General features: G+C 63.0%; 23 protein-coding genes. 15 read left to right on the top strand and 8 right to left on the bottom strand.

Annotation, left to right across the window (positions count from 1 at the left end):
• Positions 1 to 45 precede the first annotated feature (45 nt).
• From ligA to ACTAQJ_RS09305, 3 genes are read left to right on the top strand one after another with little or no spacing between them, the layout of a single operon-like run.
• A complete protein-coding gene (gene ligA, locus ACTAQJ_RS09315) occupies positions 46 to 2379 on the top strand; it encodes an NAD-dependent DNA ligase LigA (RefSeq protein ID WP_498701782.1) in 2334 nt (777 codons plus the stop codon).
• Positions 2376 to 3200, top strand: a complete 825-nt coding sequence (locus tag ACTAQJ_RS09310; protein WP_498701781.1) for an inositol monophosphatase family protein — start codon at positions 2376 to 2378, stop codon at positions 3198 to 3200. Before ligA ends, ACTAQJ_RS09310 begins: the two co-directional genes overlap by 4 nt.
• A 50-nt stretch (positions 3201 to 3250) precedes the next feature.
• Positions 3251 to 4459 (top strand): AAA family ATPase, encoded by a 1209-nt coding sequence (locus ACTAQJ_RS09305; RefSeq protein WP_498701780.1) that lies wholly within the window; start codon positions 3251 to 3253, stop codon positions 4457 to 4459.
• A 25-nt stretch (positions 4460 to 4484) separates the two neighbouring features.
• On the opposite strand, the gene ACTAQJ_RS09300 is transcribed toward ACTAQJ_RS09305, so the two are convergent.
• From ACTAQJ_RS09300 to ACTAQJ_RS09280, 5 genes are read right to left on the bottom strand one after another with little or no spacing between them, the layout of a single operon-like run.
• Positions 4485 to 5519, bottom strand: coding sequence for an aldo/keto reductase (locus ACTAQJ_RS09300; RefSeq protein ID WP_498701779.1), 1035 nt, complete (start codon positions 5517 to 5519; stop codon positions 4485 to 4487).
• Positions 5519 to 6886 (bottom strand): LLM class flavin-dependent oxidoreductase, encoded by a 1368-nt coding sequence (locus ACTAQJ_RS09295; RefSeq protein ID WP_498701778.1) that lies wholly within the window; start codon positions 6884 to 6886, stop codon positions 5519 to 5521. The genes ACTAQJ_RS09300 and ACTAQJ_RS09295 overlap by 1 nt, the downstream gene beginning before the upstream one ends.
• A 51-nt stretch (positions 6887 to 6937) precedes the next feature.
• Positions 6938 to 7690, bottom strand: a complete 753-nt coding sequence (locus ACTAQJ_RS09290; protein ID WP_498701777.1) for an ABC transporter ATP-binding protein — start codon at positions 7688 to 7690, stop codon at positions 6938 to 6940.
• Positions 7666 to 8667: an ABC transporter permease gene (locus ACTAQJ_RS09285; RefSeq protein ID WP_477513714.1), complete on the bottom strand. Its 1002-nt coding sequence runs from the start codon at positions 8665 to 8667 to the stop codon at positions 7666 to 7668. Before ACTAQJ_RS09285 ends, ACTAQJ_RS09290 begins: the two co-directional genes overlap by 25 nt.
• 2 nt (positions 8668 to 8669) lie before the next feature.
• Positions 8670 to 9818, bottom strand: coding sequence for an ABC transporter substrate-binding protein (locus tag ACTAQJ_RS09280; protein WP_498701776.1), 1149 nt, complete (start codon positions 9816 to 9818; stop codon positions 8670 to 8672).
• 519 nt (positions 9819 to 10337) lie between these two features.
• Here ACTAQJ_RS09280 and ACTAQJ_RS09275 point away from each other — a divergent pair.
• A complete protein-coding gene (locus ACTAQJ_RS09275) occupies positions 10338 to 10850 on the top strand; it encodes a GNAT family N-acetyltransferase (RefSeq protein WP_498701775.1) in 513 nt (170 codons plus the stop codon).
• Positions 10851 to 10919: 69 nt separating this feature from the next.
• Entirely contained in the window at positions 10920 to 11300 is a 381-nt protein-coding gene (locus ACTAQJ_RS09270) for a RidA family protein (RefSeq protein ID WP_223948469.1), read from the top strand.
• Positions 11301 to 11325: 25 nt separating this feature from the next.
• Here the strand turns inward: ACTAQJ_RS09270 and ACTAQJ_RS09265 are convergent, their stop codons facing one another.
• The gene (locus ACTAQJ_RS09265) at positions 11326 to 11985 is read right to left on the bottom strand and encodes a response regulator (RefSeq protein ID WP_431119273.1); all 660 of its coding nucleotides are present in this window, start codon (positions 11983 to 11985) and stop codon (positions 11326 to 11328) included.
• Entirely contained in the window at positions 11978 to 13732 is a 1755-nt protein-coding gene (locus ACTAQJ_RS09260; RefSeq protein ID WP_498702168.1) for a sensor histidine kinase, read from the bottom strand. The genes ACTAQJ_RS09265 and ACTAQJ_RS09260 overlap by 8 nt, the downstream gene beginning before the upstream one ends.
• A 198-nt stretch (positions 13733 to 13930) precedes the next feature.
• Between ACTAQJ_RS09260 and ACTAQJ_RS09255 the strand changes: the two genes are divergently transcribed.
• The 6 genes from ACTAQJ_RS09255 (at position 13931) to arr (ending at position 20328) form a co-directional block, all read left to right on the top strand.
• The gene (locus tag ACTAQJ_RS09255; RefSeq protein WP_498701774.1) at positions 13931 to 15427 is read left to right on the top strand and encodes a CitMHS family transporter; all 1497 of its coding nucleotides are present in this window, start codon (positions 13931 to 13933) and stop codon (positions 15425 to 15427) included.
• A gap of 315 nt (positions 15428 to 15742) precedes the next feature.
• A complete protein-coding gene (gatC, locus tag ACTAQJ_RS09250; RefSeq protein ID WP_017199363.1) occupies positions 15743 to 16039 on the top strand; it encodes an Asp-tRNA(Asn)/Glu-tRNA(Gln) amidotransferase subunit GatC in 297 nt (98 codons plus the stop codon).
• Positions 16040 to 16044: 5 nt separating this feature from the next.
• Positions 16045 to 17613, top strand: a complete 1569-nt coding sequence (gene gatA, locus ACTAQJ_RS09245) for an Asp-tRNA(Asn)/Glu-tRNA(Gln) amidotransferase subunit GatA (RefSeq protein WP_477513710.1) — start codon at positions 16045 to 16047, stop codon at positions 17611 to 17613.
• Entirely contained in the window at positions 17613 to 19121 is a 1509-nt protein-coding gene (gene gatB / locus ACTAQJ_RS09240) for an Asp-tRNA(Asn)/Glu-tRNA(Gln) amidotransferase subunit GatB (protein WP_498701773.1), read from the top strand. The genes gatA and gatB overlap by 1 nt, the downstream gene beginning before the upstream one ends.
• 107 nt (positions 19122 to 19228) lie before the next feature.
• Entirely contained in the window at positions 19229 to 19789 is a 561-nt protein-coding gene (locus ACTAQJ_RS09235) for a DUF5666 domain-containing protein (protein WP_498701772.1), read from the top strand.
• 128 nt (positions 19790 to 19917) lie between these two features.
• Positions 19918 to 20328: an NAD(+)--rifampin ADP-ribosyltransferase gene (gene arr / locus ACTAQJ_RS09230; protein WP_442006319.1), complete on the top strand. Its 411-nt coding sequence runs from the start codon at positions 19918 to 19920 to the stop codon at positions 20326 to 20328.
• 42 nt (positions 20329 to 20370) lie between these two features.
• Here the strand turns inward: arr and ACTAQJ_RS09225 are convergent, their stop codons facing one another.
• Entirely contained in the window at positions 20371 to 21384 is a 1014-nt protein-coding gene (locus ACTAQJ_RS09225) for a formylglycine-generating enzyme family protein (protein WP_498701770.1), read from the bottom strand.
• 213 nt (positions 21385 to 21597) lie between these two features.
• Here ACTAQJ_RS09225 and ACTAQJ_RS09220 point away from each other — a divergent pair, with 213 nt between their 5' ends.
• The 4 genes from ACTAQJ_RS09220 to ACTAQJ_RS09205 all read left to right on the top strand — a co-directional run bounded on the left by ACTAQJ_RS09220 (position 21598) and on the right by ACTAQJ_RS09205 (position 26429).
• Positions 21598 to 22623 carry an ABC transporter permease gene (locus ACTAQJ_RS09220; RefSeq protein ID WP_498701769.1) on the top strand — a complete coding sequence of 342 codons (1026 nt, stop codon included), beginning with the start codon at positions 21598 to 21600 and terminating at the stop codon, positions 22621 to 22623.
• Between the two features lie 31 nt (positions 22624 to 22654).
• Positions 22655 to 23578 (top strand): carbohydrate ABC transporter permease, encoded by a 924-nt coding sequence (locus tag ACTAQJ_RS09215; RefSeq protein ID WP_498701768.1) that lies wholly within the window; start codon positions 22655 to 22657, stop codon positions 23576 to 23578.
• A 72-nt stretch (positions 23579 to 23650) separates the two neighbouring features.
• Positions 23651 to 25312, top strand: a complete 1662-nt coding sequence (locus tag ACTAQJ_RS09210) for a type 2 periplasmic-binding domain-containing protein (protein ID WP_498701767.1) — start codon at positions 23651 to 23653, stop codon at positions 25310 to 25312.
• A gap of 64 nt (positions 25313 to 25376) precedes the next feature.
• Complete coding sequence (locus tag ACTAQJ_RS09205; RefSeq protein ID WP_498701766.1) at positions 25377 to 26429, top strand: LacI family DNA-binding transcriptional regulator; 1053 nt, start codon at positions 25377 to 25379, stop codon at positions 26427 to 26429.
• Positions 26430 to 26443: the final 14 nt, after the last annotated feature.

Below are 26443 nucleotides of genomic sequence, written 5' to 3'. Positions count from 1 at the left end.
TCCTGACGGATCAATAATGTCCGTGGGTTGCGGCAAGATAGACCTGTGAGCACACCAGAGAATCCAGATCCGGTCCGCACCACAACCCAGGTTGCCGATGCGGCCTTAGTCGCAGAAGAGGGAACACCTCCTTCGGAGAGCCTGCGGGATGAGTACGAGCAACTTGCCGATCTTGTGCGCAAGTACCGGTATGCCTATTACCAAGAGGACGCCCCCACGGTTTCCGACGCCGAGTTCGATGAACTCTACCGTCGCCTGGAAGAAATCGAAGCGCTGCACCCGGAACTCGTCTCCAACGACTCACCCACGCAGGAAGTCGGCGGCGAGGTCTCTGCCGCCTTCACCGCCGTCGCGCATCTACAGCGGATGTACAGCCTGGACGACGTCTTTTCCCTCGAAGAACTCGAGGCCTGGGTACGCAAGGCTGAAGCTTCAGTGGCCAGACTCGGGGACAGCGTCCCGCCCATTGCCTGGCTGACTGAACTGAAAATCGATGGACTCGCCGTCAACCTGCTGTACAGGGACGGAAAATTGGTGCGCGCAGCCACCCGTGGTGACGGCACAACCGGTGAGGACATCACCCACAACGTCCTCACCATCAAGGAGATCCCGCGTCAACTCAGTGGCTCGGGTTATCCCTCGGAAGTTGAGATCCGTGGGGAAGTGTTCATTCCCTCCAAGGCCTTCGTTGAGTTCAACGAAGCCCTGGTTGCCGCAGGCAAAGCCCCTCTCGCCAATCCACGCAATGCGGCTGCGGGCTCGCTCCGCCAGAAGGACCCGGCAGAAACAGCAAAGCGTCCCCTGAGCATGTTCGTTCACGGTATCGGCGCCCGGGAAGGCCTGGATGCCAAGAGCCAATCCGAAACCTACAAACTGCTGGCTGACTGGGGGCTGCCTGTCAGCCCCTACTTCAAAGTTCTGGATTCCTTTGAAGGCGTCCTGGAATTTATCGCCCATTATGGCGAGCACCGGCACGACCTCCTTCACGAAATCGATGGCATCGTGGTCAAAATTGACGACTTCGCCACGCAACGTGCCCTCGGCTACACCTCCCGCGTCCCCAGATGGGCCGCCGCCTACAAGTACCCGCCGGAGGAAGTCCACACCAAACTGTTGGACATCCTCGTCAACGTGGGCCGCACCGGGCGCGTCACGCCGTTCGGCCTGATGGAGCCGGTGAAGGTGGCGGGTTCCACCGTGGGAATGGCCACTCTGCATAACCAGGATGTGGTCAAGGCCAAGGGCGTCATGATCGGCGACATCGTGATTCTCCGCAAGGCCGGTGACGTGATTCCCGAGATCGTTGGACCTGTACTGGCGCTGCGCGACCAACAGGATCCACCCGTGCGCGAATTCGTGATGCCCACCGAGTGCCCGTCGTGCGGCACCCCGCTGGCACCGGCAAAAGAAAGCGATGTGGACATCCGTTGCCCCAATGCCAAGTCCTGCCCGTCCCAGCTGCGTGAGCGTGTTTTCCATCTGGCCGGCCGCGGTGCGTTCGACATTGAAGCCCTGGGCTGGGAAGCGGCGATCGCCCTGACCCAGCCGGCGGAGCCGGAAACTCCGCCATTGACGAGCGAAGCTGGCCTGTTCTCTTTGACCCGGGAGGATCTGGCGAATGTCATGATCCGCCGGGAGAAGAGGTCCAAGGGCGTAGGCACGGGCCAGTATGAGCTTGTTCCGTACTTCTACTCACGGGGGACGGCCAAGTCGCCATCGAAGCCAACGGCAACCACGGAAAAACTCTTTGCCGAGCTGGAGAAAGCGAAGAAGCAGCCCTTGTGGCGTGTCCTCGTGGCATTGTCCATTCGGCATGTGGGACCCACTGCCTCCCGGGCCCTGGCGACGGCCTTTGGCAGCATGGACGCGATCCGGAACGCGACCGAAGAGCAGCTTGCGCATGTTGACGGAGTTGGACCTACCATCGCGGCGGCCCTCAAGGAATGGTTCGCCGTGGACTGGCACAACGAGATCGTGGACAGCTGGGCCGCTGCCGGTGTGCGGATGGAAGACGAACGCGATACCAGCATGCCGCGAACCCTGGAGGGCCTCACTATCGTGGTCACGGGGACGTTGCCCAACTTCAGCCGGGACGAGGCCAAGGAAGCCATCATCATCCGTGGCGGAAAGGCTTCCGGATCCGTGTCCAAGAACACCAGCTACCTCGTGGCTGGTGAAAGTGCTGGGACCAAGCTGGATAAAGCCGAGCAGCTCGGTGTTCCGGTATTGGATGAGGACGGCTTCCGCGAGCTGTTGGCGAATGGCCCGGCCAAGGCTGACGCCGATGCTGACGTTGACGCCGAGGCCCAGGCCCAGGCCGTGGCCGAAACCGAAACCGCAGCCGAAGCTGCCGACACAGTGAAGGCAGAAGCAGAATGACCGACGCCATTGAGTTGCTCGCCGTAGCGAAACGCGCTGCTGCTGCGGGCGCGGCTGTCCTGTCCCGGAGATCTGCCGCGGGCACAGGCGGCGTGGGGTTGGGAATATCCAACAAGGGCGATGCCGGTGACTGGGTGACCGAGTTCGATGTCGCAGCCGAGAACGCAGTCCGCGAAGCAATCCTGGCGGCACGGCCCAACGACACCATCACGGGCGAGGAGCACGGTACCACGCGTCCCGAGCATGCCTCGGGTTACCGCTGGTCCATTGATCCCCTTGATGGCACCACCAACTTCATCCGCAACATCGTCTATTACGCCACGTCAGTGGCCGTGGCAGATGCCGACGGCGTCTGGCTGGCGGGAGTAGTTCACGCGCCGGCTCTGGGCCGGGTCTATTCGGCGGCCAGGGGCGAGGGCGCCTGGCTGGAAGTCGCGGGGGAGACCAGCCGGCTGGCTGGCCCTGTTCCCGGACGCACCGGCCTCATTCTTGCCACAGGATTCAGTTACGATCCCGATACCCGCGCCAATCAAGCGGAAGGCCTCGCCGAACTGATGAACGGCTTCGCGGATGTTCGGAGGCTGGGTTCCGCGGCTTTGGATCTATGCCTGGTGGCCGATGGCACTTACGACGCCTTTGGGGAACGGGGACTGAACGAGCATGATTTCTCCGCTGGCGCCCTGATCGCCGAAGAAGCGGGCTGTTGGGTGCGCAGGCCACGGCTTGAGAGCCCACTCGACGGCGGTCCAACCATCGAGGATCGCTTGGCCGCGTGGACGTGCGCAGGGGCCTTGGAGCTATCCGGCAAATTTCCGCTGTGACCCTCCTGTACCCATGACCCTCCTGTACCCATGACCAGCATCCCTTCGCCGTGATCAGGACCCTTGCGATCGCCAATTACCGCTCCATTCGCGATCTCGTGGTGGAGCTGCATGGCTTGGACGTGGTCACAGGTGCCAACGGCAGTGGCAAATCCTCCCTGTACCGCGCGCTGCGCCTCCTGACCGAATGCGCCGGGGGCGACTCCGGAAACGTGGTGGGATCCTTGGCCAGGGATGGCGGACTGGCGTCCACACTCTGGGCCGGCCCTGAGTCAATCAGCGAAGCAATGCGGCGTGGCGAAGTTCCGGTCCAAGGCACGGTCCGCCGGGATTCTGTCAACCTGAAACTGGGGTATTCCGGGGACGACTTCGGTTACCTCGTGGACTTGGGCATGCCCGTGTCCAGTGGGGCCGGATTCGACCAGGAAACAGGCAGGCCCCGCCCTTCGGCTTTTAGCCTGGATCCCGAGATCAAGCGCGAGCAGATCTTTTCCGGACCGGTAGCAAGGCCAGGTTCCCTGTTGGTGGATCGCAAAGGAAGCCTTGCGAAGCTCCGGGGACCTGACGGGGACTGGACTGAACTTTCGCGTCGGCTGGACACGTTCCAGAGCATGCTGACGGAAGTTTCGGACCAGGACCGGGCTCCTGAAGTACTGCGGGTCCGGGACTCCGTGCGTTCCTGGCGGTTCTATGACCACTTCCGGACAGATGCGGAAGCGCCCGCCCGGCAAGCGCAGCTCGGCACCCGCACTCCCGTGCTGCACCATAGCGGGAAGGACCTGGCCGCGGCGCTGCAGACCCTGCGCGAAGTGGGATTTGAGCGGCAGTTGGATGCCGCCGTCGATCACGCCTTTCCGGGGAGCCGCCTCGGCATTGCCGTGAGCGATGGCCGCTTCAGCGTGGAGTTGCGGCAGCCTGGCATGCTGCGGCCCATGAAGGCAGCCGAACTCTCGGATGGAACGTTGCGGTTCCTGCTGTTGACCGCCGCATTGCTCACTCCGCGCCCACCGGAATTGATGGTCCTCAACGAACCCGAGACGAGCCTCCACGTCGATCTGATGCCGGCACTGGCTGGACTCATCGTCCAAGCCAGTGCCAACAGCCAGATGATCGTTGTGACGCACTCCGAAGCACTGCTCAGGGCGCTCCGGAAAAGTGGAGCGGCCCACGAGCACGAACTTTACAAGGATTTGGGCGAGACCCGGATCAAGGGACTCGGTTCCTTGGAAGGCCCGTTGTGGAGTTGGCCCAAGCGGTAACAGCAACAACCGTGGTAACCGGGTTTTACCGCGATGAACGACGCCGCCGGGCCGGGTCGGTCAGCCATGCCGGCTCGTAGCCCGCGTCAGCCGTGTTCAGCGTTGTGCCCGGCGCCACGATCTCGTCGATCCTGTCCAGGACGTCGGGGGACAGCGTGAGCTTGTCCGCTCCGAGCGCCGCCTCGAGGTGCTCCAGTGTCCGTGGCCCGATGATCGCCGAGGTCACTGCAGGGTGCTCCAGCACGAAGGCCAAGGCGAGGTGGATCAAGGACAATCCGGCTTGGTCGGCGAGGTCCGTCAGCGCAAGCACGGCTTTGGTCTTGAGGGCGTTCTCGGGCAGGTCAGGATCATGCCGGGCCGGTTGGCGTGCGGCCCGGCTCGACGCAAGGTGTCCGCCGTCGTGCTTTATCCTTCCGGACAACCAACCGCCAGCCAGGGGGCTCCACGGAAGGACACCGAGCCCGTGCTGCTGCGCAAGGGGCAGGACCTCGCGTTCAGCGCCACGGGCCAGGAGCGAGTAGGGCGGCTGTTCGGTCACGGGCCGCTCCCGGTGACGCTCGCGGGCCACGTACTGTGCCTCGACGATTTGCCCCGGAAGGAACGTGGACGTCCCGATGTACCGGATCTTGCCCTGCGCGACGAGATCACTGAGCGCGCCGAGCGTTTCGTCGATGTCCGTGTCTGGATCCGGCCGGTGGACTTGGTAGAGGTCGATCCAGTCTGTTTGGAGTCGTCGCAGGCTGTCCTCGACTTCACGGATGATCCAGCGGCGCGAATTGCCGGCCTGGTTCACGTCCTCGCCGAGGCGTCCATGGACCTTGGTTGCCAGGACCACGTCATCGCGGCGTCCCTTCAAGGCCTTTCCGACGATCTCCTCCGACTCGCCCTGGGAGTACACATCGGCCGTATCCACTATGTTGATGCCCGCGTCCAGGGCCTTGTGGATGATGCGGATGCTGTCGTCGTGGTCAGGATTGCCGATGGCCCCGAACATCATGGTTCCCAGGGTCAGCTGGCTGACCTTGACGCCGGTGCGCCCGAGGTTGCGGTATTCGGTCATCAGAATGCCGAGCCGATAGAGGTGAGCTGCTGTGCCGCAGAACCTGCAAATCGGTTCGCGGGCCGTGCAAGCCCGTAGTGCCCGCGCAGCGTCGACGCCGTGTATTCGGTGCGGAAGAGGCCACGCTGCTGGAGGATCGGCACCACCTGGTCCACGAAGATCTCCAAACCGGAGGGGAGAACCGGCGGCATGATGTTGAAACCGTCGGCTGCGCCTGCCTGGAACCAGTCCTGGATGGCGTCGGCTACCTGCTCGGGCGTCCCGGAGAAGGTGCGGTGGCCACGCCCGCCACCCAAGCGACCGATCAACTGCCGGACTGTGAGCTGCTCGCGGCGGGCAAGCTCCACGATCAGCGTGTAGCGGCTCTTTGCGCCCTCGATGTCGTCTTCGGAGGGAAGGTCCGCCGGCAGCTGCTGGTCCAGAGGCAGGTCCTGGGGTGCCACCCGCAGGGTCTTTGCCAACTGCTCCCGGGCATATTCAGGCTTGATCAGCTCATCGAGTTCGCGCTCGAGCTTCAGCGCTTCTGCCTCCGTGGAACCAATCACCGGGACGATGCCCGGCAGGATCTTGATGCCTTCGGGGTCCCGTCCAGCGGCCAAGGTGCGGGCCTTGAGATCCGCGTAGAAGGCCTGGGCATCCTCCACTGTCTGGTGGGCGGTGAAGACTGCCTCGGCGTACTGGGCGGCGAGCTTCTTGCCGTCCTCCGAGGATCCGGCCTGCACGATCAGCGGGCGGCCTTGTGGGGAACGGGGGACGTTCAGCGGACCACGGACGCGGAAGTGCTTGCCCTCGTGCTCAATGGCGCGGATCTTGTGGGCGTCTCCCCACACGCCCTCGGCCTTGTCGGCGAGGACTGCGTCATCCTCCCAGCTATCCCACAGTTTCTGGGCTACCTCGATGAACTCGGCCGCCCGCTCGTAGCGAACCGCGTGTGCCGGCTGGTCATCGACGCCGAAGTTCCGCGCAGCGTCCGGCCCCGCCGTCGTGACGACGTTCCAACCGGCGCGGCCTCCGCTCACCCAGTCCACCGAAGCGAAGCGGCGTGCCAGGTTGAAGGGGTCGTTGTAAGTGGTGGAGGCAGTGGCGATCAGACCGATCTTCTGTGTTGCGGCGGCGATGGCGGTCAGCAGGACCGTGGGTTCCAGCTTGCCGGCAGGGCGACGGCCCACCTCTCCGAAGAGGACAGGGGAGTCCGCGAAGAAGATGGAGTCCAGCTTCCCGCGTTCGGCCGTGCGGGCCAGGTGCTGGTAGTGCTCCACCTTGGTGGCGGCGAAAGGATCGCTTTCCGGCAGGCGCCACGAGGCTTCGTGGTGGCCGGTGCTCATCAGGAAGGCGTTGAGGTGGAGTTGGCGTGGTGGGGTGGACATGTGTTTCTCCTTGGATTACGTGAGGTGTGGGGATGAGTGAGAGGTTGGGTTTCAGGCAGCTACGTGGACGCCGAGGGCAGCGAGGAGCTCGCCCCTCAGCGATGAATGGTCGACGGCGGCTCCGGCCTTGCGCTCCAGCGCGACGCGGCCGTCTTGGAGGACAATGACGCGGTCGGCCAACGTGATCGCTTCATCGACGTCGTGGGTAACAAGCAAGACGGCGGGACGATGTGCGGCCACGAGATCCTTCAACAGGACGTGCATCTTCAGCCGGGTCAGGGCGTCGAGGGCACCGAAGGGTTCGTCGGCCAGAAGCAGCCGGGGCTCCCGCGCCAGCGACCTCGCCAAGGCGACGCGCTGCTGCTCACCTCCGGACAGTTCATGTGGCCAGGCCTTTTCGCGGCCGCCGAGTCCGACTTCGGCAAGGGCGCGGCGTCCGCGGGCACCGGAGTCGTGATCTCTGAGGCCCAAAGTGACGTTGCCCAGGACGGTGTCCCACGGCAGGAGTCGCGAATCCTGGAACACTACCGAGACCTGTTCCGGGACCTTGACGATTCCGCTGCCGCGGACGTCGCGGTCAAGGCCGGCGAGGGCGCGGAGCAGCGTGCTCTTGCCGCAGCCGCTTGGCCCGAGCAGGGCGACGAACTCGCCAGGAGCGATGTCCAGGTCCACGCCGTTGAGCACGCCCTTGGGTCCGAAACTGCGGATGAGGTTGCGGACGGAGACCTCAAAGGAAGTGTCCGCAGAGGAGGCTCCTGCCTGCAGCGGCTGGTCCAGAGTCAGCCTGCCAGCGTACGTTGCCATGACAATGCCTTTCGTTCAAGGAGCCGTACGGCTGCGTCTGAAAGCAGGCCAAGGACGCCGTAGACGGCGAGGCCCAGGACGATGATGTTGGTTTGGCCATAGGTGCGGGCGAGCTCCATCATGTAGCCGATGCCGCTGGTGGAGTTGATCTGCTCCACCACCACCAAGGACACCCAGGCGCCAGTAACGGCGAAGCGGAGCCCCAGGAAGAATCCGGGCAACGCCCCGGGGAGCACCACGCGGCGGATGAACCCGGACCGGGTCAGCCCGACAGTCTGGGCCAGCTCAACGTAGCGAAGGTCGATCCCCCGCAGCCCCGCGTGTGTTTGCAGGTAGATCGGCACGAACACACCCAAGGTGATGGTCAGGACCTTCATGGTTTCGTCGATGCCGAACCAAAGGATGAGCAGGGGGATCAGGGCCAGGCCGGGGATGGCGCGCTTGATTTGCACAGGCCCATCTATCAGCGCCTCACCTGCCCGGCTCAGTCCAGCCACGAGCGCCAGCAGGGCGCCCACCACAATCCCAAAGAAAAGCCCCAAACCGGCACGCTGGGCAGAAATGGCCAGGTTCTCCTGGAGCCGGCCGTCTGCGATCAGTTCGCCCGCCGTGGACACCACGGTCCACGGCTCGGACAGGATCCGCGGATCCAGCAGGCCGGTGGCCGAGGCCGCAACCCACCCAAGGATCAGCGCGGCGGGACCCACCAAACCGGCCAGGCGGCGACGCCGACCAGGTCCAAGGCGCCGACTGGCGGGCCGGACATCCGGGCGGCCTGTTAACGCAGGATCCAGATGAGGCTCGAGAACCAGATGAGGTTCGGCACCTCCATGAGGTTCGGCACCTCCATGAGGTTCGGCACCTCCATGAGGTTCGACGGCGGCCAACGGCGGGGTGCCGACGTCGCGTGTTGGCGGGGGAGCGGTGCGGGCACGGGCAGTAGCGGCAGACGCACGCTGGGCAGCAGTTGTTGTCATGGCTAAGCACCCCCTGCCGCGGCGTATGCCGTGCCGCCGATGGCCTCGAAACGCAGGTCATACAGCTTGGCGGCGTCCAGTTTCGGCTTCTTCTGCTCGCGGGCCAGCAGGTCGATGGTTTGCTGGTGGCGGGCGATGGCCTCGGTCCACGACGTGGGCAGGTCGCGCTTGCCGGCGGCGTCGATCAGGTACTGGCCGTCCTCGGCGGAGAGCCCCTGGTTCTTGACGTAATAGCCTTCAAGCCACTCTTTGGGGTGGTCCTGAATCCATCGCTGTGCCTGACCCCACAGCCCTACATACTCCGCAAGTGCTGCAGCCTTGGCCGGATCCTCCAAGACCTTGGCCGGCGCATACAGATGGCCGGGATCGTCGCGGAGGCCGTGCCGGAGCGTGGTTCCGCCGTCGGCGCCGTACTTGGCAAGGTATCTCTTGATTTGAACGCCGCCCAGTGGGGCAGCATCAACCTGCTTGCTGGACAGGGCCGTGGAATAGGTGTCCCCGGTGCTGGGCAGTTCCACGAGCTTGACGTCGCTTTGCTGCAGGCCTGCCTTTTCCAGGATGCGCAGGACGAGCGCGCCCTGCGCCTGGCCGGGGCTGTACGCGATCTTCTTGCCGCGAAGTCCTTGCAGATCCTTAATCCCGGCACCGGGTGCCACGCCCAGCTCGTAGAGCGGGTGGTTCACGGCGTCCTGGCGGAAGACGCTGGCAATGATCCGGACGTCCAGGCCTGTCCACGTGGCGTGGATAGGAGGAATGTCGGCAACCGAACCAACATCCAGGGCATTGGCGCGGAAGGCTTCGGTGGTAGCCGGGCCGCCGGAAATGTTGGCGAACTTCACGGGGAAGCTGAGTTTCTTGTCCAGCCCGGAGAGTTCCAAGGCAACCTGGACCGTGGGGTCGCCCACCACCAGGGTGGTTCCTTCCGGGACAGTGGTGGCCAGCGGCGCGGTGACCTGCGCGGCCTGGGTGGATCCGCCACCGGCCGTTGCCGAACCGCCGCAGGCAGCCAGCAGGCCGACGACGGGGAGGGCAAGGAAGGCGCCGAGGATGTGGCGGCGATTGGGTGCGGTGCTGTGGGGTGCGGTGCTGTGGGGTGCGGTGTGTTGATGAGGGGTGTTGATCAGTGTTCGAACGCGGGGGGACGCGGACATGTGAGGCCTTTCAGGTGCGGGTAGGTCGCCGCAGCCCGGAGCCAATGGCGTCAAACGGGCGGCGGTGGTGCAAATCGCTTATTTCTGAAGGCAGGACGGACAGCAGGTGCGAGCCTGCGTCACGCTGATCTGGGCCGGGGGCATCGTTCCTCCTGTTCTGTATGTCCGAATGCCGGCATTTTCCGAATCCTGGCATATGGCGAATGCTCGTCTTTCCGAGCTTGTCCAAGCGGGTGAACGGCAGTGTGCGGTTGCCGTGTGGCAACTCAAGCACGGTCGCAGCACCCTTCGCCAGCTCTTCGACACGTGCCCGCAACACCGGGAAACCGGGCTTCACAGCACGCCATAGGACTCAATCAAGCGCCACAGAAGGCAACAGAAAAGCAGCCCGGCGATACCCGGCCTCATCAACATGACGCAACAAATCCGCCGTCGGGAATTCAGCGGCGGACTGATAGTTCGGTCACGGAAAGGGCTGTTTGGCGTTTGGTGCGGTGACCGCGCCACTACCATTGATAAGTGCATTCGTCGATTACTGTCCGCCCAGCCCTGCCCGAAGACTACGACGACGTTGCCCGCATCACGCAGGATTCATACGTCACCGCGGGGTACTACGGCAGCGCGGACCACCCGTACCTGCAGCAACTCCAGGACGTGGCAGCTCGCTCGCAGCACGCCGAGATCTTCGTTGCTGAACGGAACGGCCAGGTGATCGGTTCCGTCACGGCAGCACCAGCGGGTGGCGGTTTCTCGGACATCGGCCTGGACGACGAACTGGAACTGCGCACCCTTGTAGTAGATCCCGCGGTGCAGCGTTCCGGCGCCGGACGGGCTTTGGTGCAGGCCGTCGTCGAGCAAGCCAAAGCGATGGACGGCATCGGTGCTGTCTCCCTCACTACGGGAGCCACGTGGGAGAGTGCCAATGCCCTCTACGCCCGGACCGGTTTTGCCCGCGCTCCCCACCGCGACTGGTTCGTCCCCGGCACCGACATAAAGCTGTTCGTTTACAGGCTGGACCTCCCACGGTCATAAAGTTTCCTTTCGTAAACCCCGCCAGGTTTGTACAACCGGGACGGGCACAGCGATCAGGAAAGGCGCGGCATGCGCAAGACATATGGCACGGGTTCCGTCTGGGAACAGACCCTGGGATACTCCCGCGCGGTCCAGGTGGACAACACACTCTTCATTTCTGCCACGGCGGCCAGTGGGCCTGATGGCATTGTCGGCGATGACTTCTACTCGCAGACCAAATACATCCTTGAGAAGCTTGGAGCGGTCCTGGAAGAAGCCGGGTTCTCCTACGAGGACGTCGTTCAGTCCAAGCTGTACCTGACGGACATCAGCAAGTGGGAAGACGCAGGACGCGCCCACGGTGAGGTTTTCGGCGAGATCCGTCCCACCCTGGCCTTGGTGCACGTGCTGCCATTCCTGGACTCAAAGATGCTGGTGGAGATCGAGCTCGTCGCGCAGAAGTCCGCGTAGCTCACCCAATTGCGAACTACGTGGGCTAGCCCGGAATGCCGTAGCGGTGTTCCGGGCGGCCCGTGCTTCCGTAGCGTAATTGGATTTCGACGGCGCCGTCGTCGGCAAGCGAGGACAGGTACCTCTGCGCGGTCGCCCGGGAAACGCCCACCCGGTCTGCGACCTCGGCGGCTGAGTACTGTTCGCCGGGAAGCAGCGATTCCAGGACCGCGGCTTCGGTTGCCGAGCGTGGTTTTTGCGTGGGCGTCACGTCACCTGGGATCAGTGCCCTCTTGGCACGCTCAATGGTGGTCTGGTCTACACCCGTTTGCTGCCCAAGGATCCGGCGATACCGTGCATAGGACCTCAGCTGCTGGGACAAGGATTCCGCGGTGAAGGGTTTCAACAAGTACCCCAGGGCGCCGCGCCGAATCGCAACCCTGATGGACGGGGCATCAGAGGCCGCCGTCAGCATGATCGCATCGATGTCCAACTGGCCCAGCAAATCGAGCCCTGAACCATCTGGCAAGTAGACGTCCAGCAATACCAAATCAGGACGCAGGCTGTGGATCGCCTGCAGAGCCTGGGACACCGAACCTGCCGGAGCGAGCGCCATGAATCCGGCCACCGAGTCCACGTAGGCTGCATGCAGTCTGGCAACGTGGAAATCATCGTCCACGATGAGCACCCTCAAATCCTCAGCCACTGCTGTCCTCCCGCATTGTCGTACCGGCTTCCGTGCCAGGTGCCGTGCCGGTTTGGGCTTCAGCGCCGCCGTCGGCCGCTTGCCCCATCACGCCAGGTATTGTCGCCATGAAGACAGCTCCGGGGCCGCCTTTCCTGCCGGTCTCCAGGACGCGGACGTCCCCGCCCCTGCGCCGGGCCAATTGCCGCACCAAAGCCAAGCCCAAGCCTTGTCCGGCCCCTGAGCGTACCGGTTGTTCCGACGTCGTGAATCCTTCAGCGAAGACTTCCTCGGGTTCCAGGCCACCCAAACCGTCTCCGGAATCGCCGACGACGATATGCAGGGTTCCGCTGTCCTGGCCGGCATCGTCAAGTAACTCAAGTTCTACCCAGCGCTCCGAAGCGGAACCGGCGACGGCGGCACTCACGGCGTTGTCGATCAGGTTGCCGAGCACTGTCGTGACGTCCTGCGGATCGGCGACGTGTCCCCGGACCAGCGTTTCCGGCCCGATCCGCAGTGCCACTCCTCGTTCGGAAGCCTCTACACTCTTGGCGCCGACAAAAGCCTGCAAGTATGTGTCCTGAAGGAGTTCCGCCTGCTCTACAGGAAACTTCAGCGGCCCTGTGGCGGAGATCCGGGCCAGGTACTCCTTGGCTTGCTCGTGTTGGCCGATGCTCATGAAGCCGGCAATGGTGTGGAGCTGGTTGGCGAATTCGTGGCGCTGGGCGCGCAGGGCGGTAGACATGGTTCCCACCGCGTCCAACTGTCGGGTCAGTTGCTGCAGTTCGGTGCGGTCGCGGAGCATGACTACCCAGCCGAGGTCTTCCTTGCGGTGCCAGGCTTTTCGGGCGCTGGCCACCAGGACTCGTCCTCCCGCTACCAGTTCCACGGCTTCGGCGTCACGGGCTGCCGGTTGGGTGAGCTGCTTGAGTTGCCCGGGAACGTTGGCTGTGGCCCAGTCCTGACCGGTGGCGTCCGGCAGGTCCAGGAGCCTGGCGGCAGCTGCGTTGAACACGGAGATGCGTCCGTCCGCGGCGATGCCGATCACGCCCTCGTCCACGCCTTGGAGCACTGCCACTTGGTCGTGGACGAGGGTGCTGATCTCCTCTGGTTCCAAGCCCAGCGTGAGGCGTTGCAGGCGGCGCCGCAGCAGGAACGAAGCGAGGACGCCCGCCAGGAGTGCACCGCCCGCGGTCAGGGCAATGGGCACAATGTCCTGTGCCAGGCTCTTGCTGAGGGACTCCATGGAGTAGCCCACGCTCACTTCGCCCACGATGGTTCCAGCGGTTCCAGCGGTTGCTGCGCCGTCGGATGATGGTGCGTACACCGGCACCTTGGCGCCCGCCGATGGACCCAACGTGCCGGTGTTGCGGGTGGTGATCTCCTGGCCGGCCAAGGCCACAGAGGGATCTGTGCTCACGCGTTCACCGAGCCGCGCAATTTCCGGGTGGGCCAATCGGAGTCCGGTTTCGTCCGTGATGACCACGAAGAGGGCCCCAGTGCGGATCCGGGCCGCTTCTGCTGCTGCTTGCAAGGGTCCGGCGGCAAGAATGCTGGGCGGCGGCGTTCCTTCTTCCTTGCTGATGGCCTCGACGTCTTCCCTGATATCGGGATCCGCCGCAACTGTGCGGGCGAGGGTGAGTGCCTGGTTTTCGGCTTCGTCGCCGATCCGTTCGTAGACCAGCCACGCGTGGACGGCGCCGCTCAGGAGCACTACAAGCAGAACTACCCCCAGTTGGAGGAGGAGTGTTTGGGTGGAGAAACGCATACTGACCCTGGTAAAGCGCGGCACCGTTACTCCTTTCCTCCAGCTCCATTGAAGCACTGAGCACAATGCGCAAAACGCTCGCAATGATCAGTATTCCCAACAATTCCCGGAAACCCCAGCCCGTGACGGGCGCCACTATAACGTCTGTAGTGCGCATCACACCGAAGTGGTGCCATTCACAGTAGTAAGGAGCCGGCCGTGCTGGTTTTGCTTGGATTCGCAATGATTGCGGTATTCATGGTCCTGATCATGACCAAAAAGTTGACGCCCGTCTTGGCGCTGATCATCGTCCCCACCATCTTCGGCCTCTTCGCTGGGGCCGGCTTGGGCATAGGTCCCATGGTCATGGACTCGATGAAGTCCATGACCTCCACGGCCGCGCTCCTCATGTTCGCCATCATCTACTTCGGCCTGATGATCGACGTCGGGCTGTTCGACCCCCTGGTGAAGTTCATTCTGCGCAAGCTCGGCAACGATCCCGCCAAGGTAGTCCTGGGCACAGCTATCCTCGCCGCGGCAGTCTCCCTGGACGGTGACGGCTCAACCACCTTCATCCTCACCACCGCCGCTATGCTGCCGGTCTACCTGCGCCTGAAGATGAGCCCCGTTGTCCTTACCTGTGTGGCGGGCCTCGCCAACGGCACCATGAACATCCTGCCGTGGGGCGGACCCACAGCCCGCGCCGCTACCGCACTGAAGCTGGACGTCAACGACGTCTTCGTCCCCATGGTCCCGTCCCTCATCGTTGGCCTTATCGTCGTGCTCGTCTTCTCCTGGCTGCTTGGTCTGCAGGAACGTAACCGCCTCCGCACCACCGCCCCCGAAATCTGGGGCGACGTCGCCAATCCTGCTGACGCGTTCGACGGCGGCACTGGCCGCGGCGGTTCGGCCGCCACGGGTGCTGGTACTGGTGGTTCGGGCTTCAGCAAGGGTCGCTTCGGCTTTGGCCGCACCGCACCCAAGCCGGTAACCGGCGGAGGCGCCGGCGTCGCAGTTCTTGAACGTACTGAAGAGCTGGTGGACGATCACGACACCGCCATGGCTGACACCGCACTGGATCCCAACCGCACCACGCTGCGCCCCAAACTGTTCTGGTTCAACCTTGGGCTCACGGTCGCCGTCATGGTCACCCTGGTAGCGAACATCGTCCCGCTCCCGTTCGTCTTCATGGTGGGCTCCGCCATCGCACTGCTGGTCAACTTCCCCAAGGTCAAGGACCAGGGTGCCCAGCTGATCGCCCACGCACCGTCGATCGTCGCCGTCGTCAGCATGGTTATGGCCGCTGCCGTCCTCACCGGTGTCCTCAACGGCACCGGCATGGTCAAGGCAATGTCCGAGTGGCTGGTCCAGATCATCCCCGCGGACATGGGTCCGTTCATGGCAGTCATCACCGGCGTGCTGAGCATCCCCATGACCTTCTTCATGAGCAACGACGCCTTCTACTTCGGTGTACTTCCAGTCCTCAGCGAAACCGCCGCCCACTACGGCGTCGGTGCAGCGGACATGGCCCGCGCTTCCATCACCGGCCAGCCGTTCCACCTCCAGAGCCCCCTGGTTCCCGCGATTCTCCTGCTGGTCTCCCTTGCCAAGGTCGATCTGGGCGACCACCACAAGAAGGTCCTCTGGCGCACGGCAGTCATCTCGATCGTCATGCTTGCGGTCGGAGTCCTGACCGGAGCAATCGGCATCGGCTAAGCGAAGCCCGCCCCCAACCCAATAAACAAACGAGACAGCAAAGCGCGAATGGTCCGCTTTGCTGTCTCGCTTTGTTGTTGGGGGTGACTCGGCGCTGGGTGGGTTCGGCGTTAGGGGAGGGAGGCACATCGGCGGTTGGCGGGACCTCCCGTAGGCTGCGTCTAAGCGAGGAACGAGCGAGCAGCCGAGGGAGCGTCGCGCGGGCCGCCGAAAGGCGCGGACGTCACCTGCTGCTCATCCATTCGTCGTCGGTATCGTCCCGCACAGCCAAGTAGACTGGTTCGGAAAACCATTTGAACTTTGCAGGGGAGATCCATGGCTGCGATCAACCGTGACGACGTCGCGCATCTTGCGCGTCTGGCTCACATTGAAATGAGTGCCGAAGAGCTGGACAGGATGGCGGTTGAGCTTGCCGTCATCGTGGATTCGGTGAAGTCCGTCAGCGAAGCCGCCGGGGAGGATGTCCCGGCCACGTCCCACCCGATTCCGTTGACCAACGTGTTCCGTGAGGACGTCGTGGGCCACACGTTTACGGCTGAGCAGGCGTTGTCCGGCGCTCCGGATGCTTACGAGAACCGTTTCAAGGTCCCGGCAATCCTGGATGAGGACTAATTACCATGACTGAGCTGAAGAACGAACTCATTCGCCACTCCGCTGCCGATCTTGCTGCGAAGCTTGCTGCCCGCGAGGTTTCCGCTGTTGAAGTGACGCAGGCGCACCTTGACCGTATTGCTGACGTGGACGGCCAGATCAACGCGTTCCTGCACGTTAATACGGAGGAAGCCCTGGCTGTTGCGGCCGAGGTTGACGCTGCGCGTGCCGCTGGTGGCGCCGCTGCCGGGGAACTTCATGCCCTGGCTGGTGTGCCGATCGCTGTGAAGGACTTGATCGTGACGATTGGCCAGCCGACGACGGCTGGTTCGAAGATCCTTGAGGGCTGGCACAGCCCCTATGACGCCACCGTGGTGAAGAAGCTGCGCGCGGCCAAGATGCCCATCCTCGGCAAGACCAACCTTGACGAGTTCGCCATGGGTTCCTCCACGGAGCATTCGGCGTACGGGCCCACCCGCAACCCTTGGGACCTGGACCGCATTCCTGGCGGTTCAGGCGGTGGCTCGGCTGCCGCCGTCGCTGCTTTTGAAGCGCCGCTGGCGCTTGGCACAGACACCGGTGGATCGATCCGCCAGCCCGGTGCTGTCACCGGAACCGTCGGCGTCAAGCCGACGTACGGTGCAGTCTCCCGCTACGGAGCGATTGCCATGGCATCCTCCTTGGACCAGATTGGCCCGGTGTCCCGCACGGTGCTGGACGCGGCTCTGTTGCAGGAAGTCATCGGCGGCCATGATCCGTTCGATTCCACGTCCCTGACCGATCCGTTCGACAACCTGGCCGCTGCTGCCCGCGTTGGCAATGTTGCTGGAATGAAGATCGGCATCATCAAGGAGCTGCACGGCGAGGGCTATCAGGCCGGCGTTGAGAACCGCTTCAACGAGTCCCTTCAGCTGCTGAAGGATGCCGGCGCTGAAATCGTTGAGGTTTCCTGCCCCAACCTGAAGTACGCCCTGGGCGCTTACTACCTGATCATGCCGTCCGAGGCGTCCAGCAACCTGGCCAAGTTCGACGGCGTTCGGTATGGCTTGCGGGCCCTGCCCAAGGACGGCCCAATGACGATCGAGCGCGTCATGGGTGCAACCCGCGCCGCCGGCTTTGGTGATGAGGTCAAACGCCGCATCATCCTGGGCACCTACGCCCTGAGCGCTGGCTATTACGACGCCTACTACGGTTCGGCGCAGAAGGTCCGCACGCTCATTCAGCGCGACTTCGACGCCGCGTTCTCGAAGGCGGATGTCCTCATTTCGCCTACGGCTCCCACCACAGCGTTCAAACTGGGGGAGAAGGCCAACGATCCTCTGGCCATGTACCTGAACGACGTCGCCACCATCCCCGCCAATATGGCTGGTATCCCGGGCTTGTCGCTGCCCGGTGGCCTGGCTGACGAGGACGGCTTGCCCGTTGGCGTGCAGCTGCTGGCCCCTGCCCGTCAGGATGCCCGCCTGTACCGCGTAGGTGCTGTGCTTGAATCCATCCTGGAAGAAAAGTGGGGCGGCCCGCTTCTTGCCCAGGCCCCTGAATTGAAGACACCCGCTCTCGGTGCCGCATCCAACTCCGCCGGAGGTTCAAACTAATGTCCGTCGACGCAACCCTGAGCTTCGAAGAGGCCATGGAGAAGTACGATCCTGTTCTGGGTTTCGAGGTCCACGTGGAGCTCAACACCAAGACCAAGATGTTCTCCTCCGCGCCGAACGTCTTCGGCGATGAGCCGAACACCAACGTCAACGAGGTGGATCTCGGCATGCCCGGCGTCCTCCCGGTGGTGAACAAGACGGCTGTGGAGTCCTCCATCAAGATCGGCCTTGCCCTGAACTGCAAGATCGCCGAGTACTGCCGTTTCGCCCGGAAGAACTACTTCTACCCGGACACCCCGAAAAACTTCCAGACCTCGCAGTATGACGAGCCGATCGCGTACGACGGTTACCTCGACATCGAGCTTGAGGACGGCACGGTTTTCCGTGTCGAGATCGAGCGTGCCCACATGGAAGAGGACGCCGGAAAGCTCACCCACATGGGTGGTTCCGCGGGCCGTATCCAGGGCGCCGACTACTCGCTGGTGGACTACAACCGTTCGGGTGTTCCGTTGGTGGAAATCGTCACCAAGCCGATCCAGGGTGCCGGAAGCCGTGCCCCGGAGCTGGCCAAGGCCTACGTTGCCGCAGTCCGCGAAATCGTGAAGAACCTTGGTGTTTCGGATGCCAAGATGGAACGCGGCAACGTCCGTTGCGACGCCAACGTTTCCCTGCGCCCGCACGGCCAGGAACGCTTCGGCATCCGCTCGGAGACGAAGAACGTTAACTCGCTGCGCGCCGTCGAGCACGCCGTTCGTTACGAGATCCAGCGCCACGCCGCTGTCTTGGACTCCGGCCAGCCGGTGATCCAGGAGACGCGCCATTGGCACGAGGATACGCGTTCGACGACGTCGGGCCGCGCCAAGTCCGACGCCGACGATTACCGCTACTTCCCGGAGCCGGACCTGGTTCCCGTCGTCGCCTCCCGTGAGTGGGTGGAGGAGCTTCGCGCCACCCTTCCGGAGCCGCCGGCCGAGCGTCGCAAGCGGCTCAAGGAAGCCTGGGGCTACTCGGATCTGGAGTTCCGCGATGTGGTCAACGCCGGCGTCATGGACTCCATCGAAGAAACCATCGCAGCCGGTGCCAGCGCAGATGTTGCCCGGAAATGGTGGATGGGTGAGATCGTTGGCCGCGCCAAGGTTGCCGACGTCGATCCTTCCGCTCTGGGTGTCACACCGCAGGTCATCGTCGAGCTGAACAAGCTGGTCGAGGACGGCAAGATCAACAACAAGATGGCCACCCAGGTCCTGGACGGCGTTCTTGCCGGCGAAGGTACACCGGCCGAGATCGTTGAAAAGCGCGGCCTTGCGGTGGTTTCCGACGACGGTCCGCTGCTGGAAGCCATCGACGCCGCCCTTGCGGCACAGCCTGACGTCGCGGAGAAGATCCGTGGCGGCAAGGTCCAGGCTGTTGGCGCGATTGTGGGCGGTGTCATGAAGGCAACACGTGGCCAGGCTGATGCCAACCGCGTTCGCGAACTCATCCTGGAAAAGCTCGGCGTACAGGGCTAAATCCGGCAGCCAGTTGCCCAAGTAGCTCGCAGTTGTGGTTGTTTTGAGAGCTCAGAACAACCACAACTGCGAGCTACTTTTTTGTGTAAGGGGCGCAGAATGGATGCATGGCCACCATTACACCGGGCCTTCGAAAGGCCCTTATCGCCAGCGGCATCGCCGTCGCCCTGACCGGCGGCGGGGCAGCCGCAGTGTGGGCAGGCACCCAACCCAGCCCATCGCCGTCGAGCGCTACTGCCTCACCAAGTCCCTCCGCACCTGATGGCGCCAAGCGCCCTGAGGGGCGAGCCCATGGGATCCATGGCGAGCACGTTGTGAAAGAGCAGGACGGTACCTTCCGCACTGTGGTCACGCAGGCCGGCAAGATCGAGTCCGTGAGCGATTCTGCCATCACCGTCAAGAGCGAGGATGGCTTCACGCAGAGCTATGCGATCAACTCCGGGACCCGCATCTCACGCATGCCCACTGACCTCTCAGAACTGCGCAATGGCAAGGGCAAGCCCACGCTGCCTTCGGCTACCGCGGCGGATCTTAAGGCGGGCGACACCGTACGGATAGCAGGGACCAAGGACGGTGACACCGTGACGGCACAGCGCATTGTGGCTGGTGAGCTTCCGGCTGTCCTCAAGGGGCATGGTCCCAGGGGGCACGGACACAAGGGACTATGACCGTGAAAGGCGCACCGCCTCCAGTGCCTACATGGCCGGAGGCGGCGTTGGTCAAAGGCCAAAATCAGCTGTGATTGAGGATTTCGCAGTTGCGCTGGTCTGCGACGTTCTGCGATTAGGGTGTAGCTGTGAATCAACCGTTGGACGAGGGTCCGTTCTTTCATGGCACAAAGGCCAACCTTCGGGAAGGTGATCTCCTGAGCGCCGGCTTCAGGTCGAACTACCGGCCCGAGGTCGTGATGAACCACATCTACTTCACTGCTCTGCGGGATGGCGCAGGACTGGCTGCCGAACTCGCGGCCGGCGACGGCGCTCCGCGCGTTTATGCCGTCGAGCCGACCGGGCCATTCGAGGACGATCCCAACGTGACCGACAAGAAATTCCCCGGCAACCCCACCCGGTCATACCGCAGCACAGCCCCGCTCAGGGTCCTGGGCGAAGTCACCGATTGGACGCGGCTGGAGCCCGAGGCGCTGCGAGCATGGAAGGAACGCCTGGCGGCAATTCTTGCTGACGAGCGCGGCGAAATCATTAACTGACGGGGATCCTTGGCTGACCCGGGAACCGCTGACCCGAGAACCTTAGAGCGCTACGGTCCTGAATCCGAGGTTGGCGCTGGCCGAGTCAGGCGTGTTGGAACTCCGCGCGGCCAGCCGGTAACGGTTGCAGTAGGAGTCATGGCAAAGGTATGAGCCGCCGCGCATGACCCTCCCGCGCCCAATCGTTGGGCCTTGTGGGTCTTCTACGGTTCCGGCGGACAGGCACGTCTTGTAGTACTTGGGCAGGAACCAATCGTTGCACCACTCCCACACGTTGCCGCTGGTTTGGTACAGCCCGTAGCCGTTGGGGGCGAAGGACCTGGCCGGCGCTGTGGTGAGGTAGCCGTCCTCGACGTCGTTACGCACCGGAAACTCGCCCTGCCAGATGTTGCAGTTGTGCCGGGCGCTGCCTTCGGCGCTGTCATTGTGAAGTTCGTTGCCCCATGGATAGCGCTGCCCGGCCGCTCCACCGCGGGCTGCATACTCCCATTCCGCTTCGGTGGGCAGACGGCGCCCCGCCCACGCGCAGTAGGCCAGGGCGTCGTTGAAGGACACGTGCGTCACTGGATGGTCCGGGATGTCCGTCCAGTGGGAGAGGGGTCCGGCCGGGTGGGCCCAGTCTGCGCCCCGCACATTGAGCCACCAAGGGACGTTGTTTACCCTGTTCAGGATGTCGTGCGGCTCGGCCTTGACTGCAAGATGGAACACCGCTGACGTCCCGAACTCTTCAGATTCCGTGCGGTGCCCTGTGGCATCCACGAATGCCGCGAACTCGGTGTTGGTGACGGTGGTGGCGCTGATGGTGAGTCCGGAAACGGATACTTCGTGGACTGGCGTCTCGCCGTCGCCGTCGTAGCCTTCGCCAAAAGGATCGCCCATGGCGAAGGTCCCGGACGGGATGTCGATGTCGCCATTAACCGCCGTCACGGCGTCGATGCTGGAACGTACGACGCCGGCCGTCGGGTTCCGGTGTCCGCCCGCCGCGCGTAGTGGGAGCGTCAGTCCGGATGTGGTGTGTTCCCGGGCGCCGGCGCCCGGGCTGCAGCAATCTGCCATGTCAACCTTCCCTCTGCGGTTCTCCATCAATCTTAGTGGGGTGGGCCACACCGCCAATAATGATCAAAACTGATTTCTATCGTCAGTTTCAATCATGATCTTGCAAAGGGGAAGGTCGTCGTTTATGGTTTGTTAAACGGTTAACGAGCGTGTTTTGAATCACACTCTTCAATCAACATTTGAGAACCCTTGCCCCTGCACTGAGGAGACAGCATGAACTCGACGACGCAACAAGCTCCGGCTTTGCCGGAAGCGCGCCGCGTCCCTGAGCCATCGGCCGGAAAATCCGGCATGGGGAGGCGTAAGCGCGACAGGGCACCCCAGCAAAGCTTCCGTTCGAGGCTGAGGCGCGATAAGCAGATGCTCCTGATGATGCTCCCGGGTGTCGCTTTCCTGCTGCTCTTCTTCTACATCCCGATCCTGGGCAACGCCATCGCGTTCCAGGATTACCAGCCCTACCTCGGCATCGGGGACAGCCTCTTTGTTGGCTGGCAGAACTTCGTGGACCTGTTCGGCAACCCCGACTTCATCCACGCGTTCTGGAACACGCTCTACCTTGCGGCATGGCAGCTGGTTTTCCTTTTCCCGGTGCCGCTGGTGCTTGCACTGATTGTGGACTCCCTGATCAGCACGCGGGTCCGCAGGATTTTCCAGAGCATCGCCTACCTGCCGCACTTCTTGTCCTGGGTCCTGGTGATCGCTTTCTTCCAGCAGATGTTGGGCGGTGCGGGCTTCGTCAACAACCTGCTTCGCGATATGGGCATGGATCCGATTCCGTTCATGACCAATCCGGAGACGTTCCCCATCATGGTGGTTGTCCAGATGATCTGGAAGGACGCCGGCTGGGCAATGATCATCTTCCTCGCCGCCCTGGCAAGCATTGATGCCTCTTTGTATGAGGCAGCGGCTGCTGACGGTGCGGGACGTTGGCGCAGGATGTGGCACATCACCTTGCCTGGGCTAAGGCCGGTGATCGTGCTCCTCTTGATCCTGCGCATCGGCGACATACTTTCCGTCGGTTTTGAGCAGTTCATCCTCCAACGCGACGCCGTGGGTGCAGGGGCAGCGGAAGTGTTGGACACCTTTACCTACTACACGGGTGTGGTGGGTGGGGGCTGGAGTTCAGGTGCCGCAGCGGGCCTGGCGAAGGGTGTGGTCAGTGCCCTGCTGATCTACGGCGCCAACAAACTTGCCCACCGCTTCGGCGAAGAAGGAATTTTTGCAAAGCAAGCACGCTGAGCCTACGCGGCTGCTGCACAAGGAGAACCCCATGGCTACAACACTTTTCACGAGGAAACCGCGGGAATTGAGCTACAACCCCAAACGACCCGTATGGAAGGAACGCCCTTCTCCTCTGTACCAAACGGTAAAGGCCGTGGTCCTCGTCCTTTTCAGCCTGTCCATCCTGACGCCGATCCTCCTGGTGGTGTCGACGTCACTGGCGGACACCGAACAACTTGTACAGGCCGGTGGATTCGTGCTGTGGCCTGAGCGGCCCACCTTGGAGGCTTACGCCACGATCTTCAAAGGCCCCATGGTTCTGCAGTCCCTCGGCGTGAGCATGCTCATCACCGCCGTGGGCACCATCCTGGCGCTGTTCGTCACCATCACCATGGCGTACGCCACCAGCCGATCAGTCCTCTTCGGCCGCCCCGTGGTACTCGCAGTGTTGTTCACGCTCTTGTTCGCGCCGGGACTCATCCCGTCCTTCCTCATGATTCGACAGCTCGGGCTGCTGGATTCCCTGTGGTCGCTGATCCTCCCTGGCATATTCGGCGCCTTCAACTTTGTGGTGATGCGCTCGTTCTTCATGAACATCCCGGGCGAATTGATCGAAAGCGCCAGGATTGATGGCGCCAACGACTGGCAGATCCTGTGGCGGATCGTCATGCCGCTGTCCAAGGCCGTCATCGCCGTCGTCGGTTTGTTCTATGCCGTTGGTTTCTGGAACTCGTTCTTCAACGCACTGCTCTACATCAATGACCACAGCAAATGGCCCATCCAGTTGCTGCTCCGCAACTTCGTAGTCCAGGGCAGCGGGGCGGCAGACCAGCTGGGAATCACCACCACACCTCCGCCGCAATCCATCCAGATGGCTGTAGTAGTGGTGGCGCTGGTTCCGATCCTGATGGTTTATCCGTTCCTTCAAAAGCACTTTTCCAAGGGCGTCATCACCGGCGCTGTGAAGGGTTAGCCGCTCCAGCGGCCTGCCTGCAACAAGAACAGCAGCATCACCTACCAGTAAATAACCAGAAAGGGTTATGCCATGACGAGCACTACCTCAGGACAGGCTGGATTCAGCCGTCGCGGCTTTCTTGGCCTCGCCGGCCTGGCCGTCACCGCCGTCGGCCTGTCTGCTTGTGGGGGTGGGGGAGCTGCGAGCAGCGGAGGCGCAGCTGCCTCCGCGTCGGTCAAGCTGCCCACCTACAAGGAATTCACCGGTGTGACTCCGGACCTTGCCGGTAACGCCAAAGGCCTGCAGGCCGGCTACTTCAAGCTGCCCACCGCTGTGCAGTCCGTGAAGACTCCGCCGCTTAAGGGCAAGGTGACCGGTCTGACGGAAACCTTCGACACCATGAGCCCCGGTCTGAAGGACAACCCCTTCTGGCGACGCCTCAACGCCAAGCTCGGGGGTGACCTGGAACTGCAGATCGCCGAGGACATTGGAGACGGCTATCCGGCCAAGTTCGCCACTGTCCTTGCCAGCAATGAACTGCCCGACATGATGTGGGTGCCGCCGAACCAGGGAATTCCCAATGTTGGCCCGATGCTCGAAGCAAAGTTCCAGGACCTGACGCCCTACCTCTCCGGTGACGCAGTGCTCGAGTACCCCAATCTGGCCGCGCTGAAGCCCGATTCCTGGAAGACCGCCGTCGTGAACGGCAAGATCTGGGGAGCGCCCATCCCGAGCACCCCGTTCGGCCAGGTGTACCTGGGCAACCACGACGCATGGGCACAAGTAGGTGGTTTTGAGGCTGCGAGCGCGGACGAGTTCCTGGACAAGGCGAAGGAACTGACCCGTCCTGGCGATCAGAAGTATGCCCTGGAGCCCGCGTATATCAATGCTCTGCACATGGTTACCGAGTGGTTTGGCGCCCCGAACAGCTGGGCCATCAACAAGGACCGTACGCTGACGCACTTGTACGAAACTGATGAGTACTTGGCCGGCGTGGAGTTCACCGCCAAGATGTTCGCAGCCGGGGTTTTCTACCCGGATTCCAAGGCCACGGACATTCGTTCCCGCGTTGCCAATGGCAGTGTTGCGGCGCAGGTGGTGGTGGGTCCCCATGACCTCCGCAGCTACCGGGCACTGAACAAGACCGCGAAGTTTGACATCCTCATTCCTTTCAGCGCCGACGGGAAGGTCAAGCCAACCTACGACATGGGCTATGGGACGGTGGGTTTCACGCCGTTCAAGAAGGCTGGGGAGGACAAGATCCGTGAGCTTCTGGCCCTGATCAACTACCTGTCGGCACCGTTTGGCACGGTGGAGTACATGCAGAAGAACTTCGGCGAGCTCGGCCAGGATTACACCCTGGATGGTTCGGGCAACCCGGTGCGTACGGAGACTGGAACCACGAATGCGCCTGGCTTGGTCTCGGCGTTGAACATCATGTCCAGCCCGGAGAACGTCATCTTCAATCCGGGATTCGACGACGACACCCGCTATATCAGCCAGCAGGAAGAAAAATTGCTGGAGCTCGCATGGCGCAACCCCACCAATGGTTCCTACTCAGATACGAACGCCAAGGTGGGGGCGAAGATCACCAAACAGCTCCGCGACAAGGTGGTGGACATCATCACCGGACGGGCCAAGATCGATGAACTCAAGGACGCGGTCAAGCGCTGGAAGAGCGAAGGTGGTGACAAGATGCGCGACGAATACCAGGCCGCGTTGGATCCCGCTGCTCCCGTGTTCAGGAGCTAGCCTCAAAAAACAAGGCTAGATCAGACACCAGGCGACATCAGACACAAACAAGCAGGGGGAAATCATGGCAAAAGCGAGCAACTCGGGAGTCCGGCCCACCATCCGCATGGTGGCCGAACTCGCGGGTGTTTCCACGGCCACGGTTTCCTATGTGTTGTCGGGTCGCCGGGGCGATGCGGGACCGGGAGTTTCGGATCCGACGGCGGAGAAGGTCAAGGCTGTTGCGGAGCGGCTCGGCTATCGCCCCAACCAGGCTGCCCGGGCTATCCGGACGGGGCGGACGAACACCGTCATCCTGTCATTGACGATGCTGTCCGATCCTTGGTCGTTATCCGTCATCGAGGCCGTGCAAAAGGCGGCTGCTCCGTTGGGGATCACGCCGATGATCCTTGGCGACGCCGACTGGGTGAAGGTCCTTGGCACGCATAACGCGGACGCCGTGTTCGTGGACGCAGTCCGGCCTGAGCAACGGGACGCCCTTCGGAAGCTCGCGGAGCACGGGACCACGCTTGTGGTCTTTGACGAAGGGATTGAACCCGAGGGCTTTGACGTCATCAGGTCCATTGCGGGCCCGGGTTGCCGCATGGCCGTGGAGCACCTCCTCCACGGCCATCGGAGGATCGCTTGCCTCACCCCTGCCACGGCTGCCGGGGCTGCCGGCGGCACCCGCTATGGGGCATACTCAGAGGCCTTGGTGGACGCCGGCATCCCGGAAAACGAGGATTATTTGGGCCTCTTCGATGGCACGTCTGCCGGTGCGTATGCTGCCACAACGCGGCTGCTCAGCGTGCCGGACCGGCCTACTGCCATCTACGCCACCACGGACTTCGCCGCCGTCGCAGCCATCAATGCGGCTCAACGGCTTGGGCTCGCCGTTGGTGTGGACGTGGACATCATCGGCGTGGGCAACACGGTGGAGGGGGAGAGGATGTCGCCGTCGCTCAGCACTGTGGGCCCCGTGGATTTCTTCGGCAAGCTTGCCCGGCTGCTCTTGCAGCGGGCCACGTCACCCGCTTCGCCTGACGCCAAGCGCGAGCCTGCGGTCCTGGACTTCCCGTGGCACCTGTTCGTGCGCGAATCGGCACCCCACCGCAGCTCCGCAACCAGACTTTATTAAACGAACCAGCAGAA

Source organism: Arthrobacter sp. alpha11c (assembly GCF_054149985.1).
This window is presented reverse-complemented; position numbering and strand designations above follow the sequence as displayed.

What these genes read in the sequence shown, in the direction of transcription:
- ACTAQJ_RS09280 (WP_498701776.1), bottom strand. Translation starts at nt 9,818, where the DNA reads ATGTCCGCGTCCCCCCGCGTTCGAACACTGATCAACACCCCTCATCAA.
- ACTAQJ_RS09270 (WP_223948469.1), top strand. Translation starts at nt 10,920, where the DNA reads ATGCGCAAGACATATGGCACGGGTTCCGTCTGGGAACAGACCCTGGGA.
- ACTAQJ_RS09300 (WP_498701779.1), bottom strand. Translation starts at nt 5,519, where the DNA reads ATGACCGAATACCGCAACCTCGGGCGCACCGGCGTCAAGGTCAGCCAG.
- ACTAQJ_RS09205 (WP_498701766.1), top strand. Translation starts at nt 25,377, where the DNA reads ATGGCAAAAGCGAGCAACTCGGGAGTCCGGCCCACCATCCGCATGGTG.
- gatC (WP_017199363.1), top strand. Translation starts at nt 15,743, where the DNA reads ATGGCTGCGATCAACCGTGACGACGTCGCGCATCTTGCGCGTCTGGCT.
- ACTAQJ_RS09260 (WP_498702168.1), bottom strand. Translation starts at nt 13,732, where the DNA reads ATGCGTTTCTCCACCCAAACACTCCTCCTCCAACTGGGGGTAGTTCTG.
- ACTAQJ_RS09310 (WP_498701781.1), top strand. Translation starts at nt 2,376, where the DNA reads ATGACCGACGCCATTGAGTTGCTCGCCGTAGCGAAACGCGCTGCTGCT.
- ACTAQJ_RS09225 (WP_498701770.1), bottom strand. Translation starts at nt 21,384, where the DNA reads ATGGCAGATTGCTGCAGCCCGGGCGCCGGCGCCCGGGAACACACCACA.
- ACTAQJ_RS09215 (WP_498701768.1), top strand. Translation starts at nt 22,655, where the DNA reads ATGGCTACAACACTTTTCACGAGGAAACCGCGGGAATTGAGCTACAAC.
- ACTAQJ_RS09290 (WP_498701777.1), bottom strand. Translation starts at nt 7,690, where the DNA reads ATGGCAACGTACGCTGGCAGGCTGACTCTGGACCAGCCGCTGCAGGCA.
- gatB (WP_498701773.1), top strand. Translation starts at nt 17,613, where the DNA reads ATGTCCGTCGACGCAACCCTGAGCTTCGAAGAGGCCATGGAGAAGTAC.
- ACTAQJ_RS09285 (WP_477513714.1), bottom strand. Translation starts at nt 8,667, where the DNA reads ATGACAACAACTGCTGCCCAGCGTGCGTCTGCCGCTACTGCCCGTGCC.
- ACTAQJ_RS09235 (WP_498701772.1), top strand. Translation starts at nt 19,229, where the DNA reads ATGGCCACCATTACACCGGGCCTTCGAAAGGCCCTTATCGCCAGCGGC.
- gatA (WP_477513710.1), top strand. Translation starts at nt 16,045, where the DNA reads ATGACTGAGCTGAAGAACGAACTCATTCGCCACTCCGCTGCCGATCTT.
- ACTAQJ_RS09295 (WP_498701778.1), bottom strand. Translation starts at nt 6,886, where the DNA reads ATGTCCACCCCACCACGCCAACTCCACCTCAACGCCTTCCTGATGAGC.
- ACTAQJ_RS09220 (WP_498701769.1), top strand. Translation starts at nt 21,598, where the DNA reads ATGAACTCGACGACGCAACAAGCTCCGGCTTTGCCGGAAGCGCGCCGC.
- ACTAQJ_RS09210 (WP_498701767.1), top strand. Translation starts at nt 23,651, where the DNA reads ATGACGAGCACTACCTCAGGACAGGCTGGATTCAGCCGTCGCGGCTTT.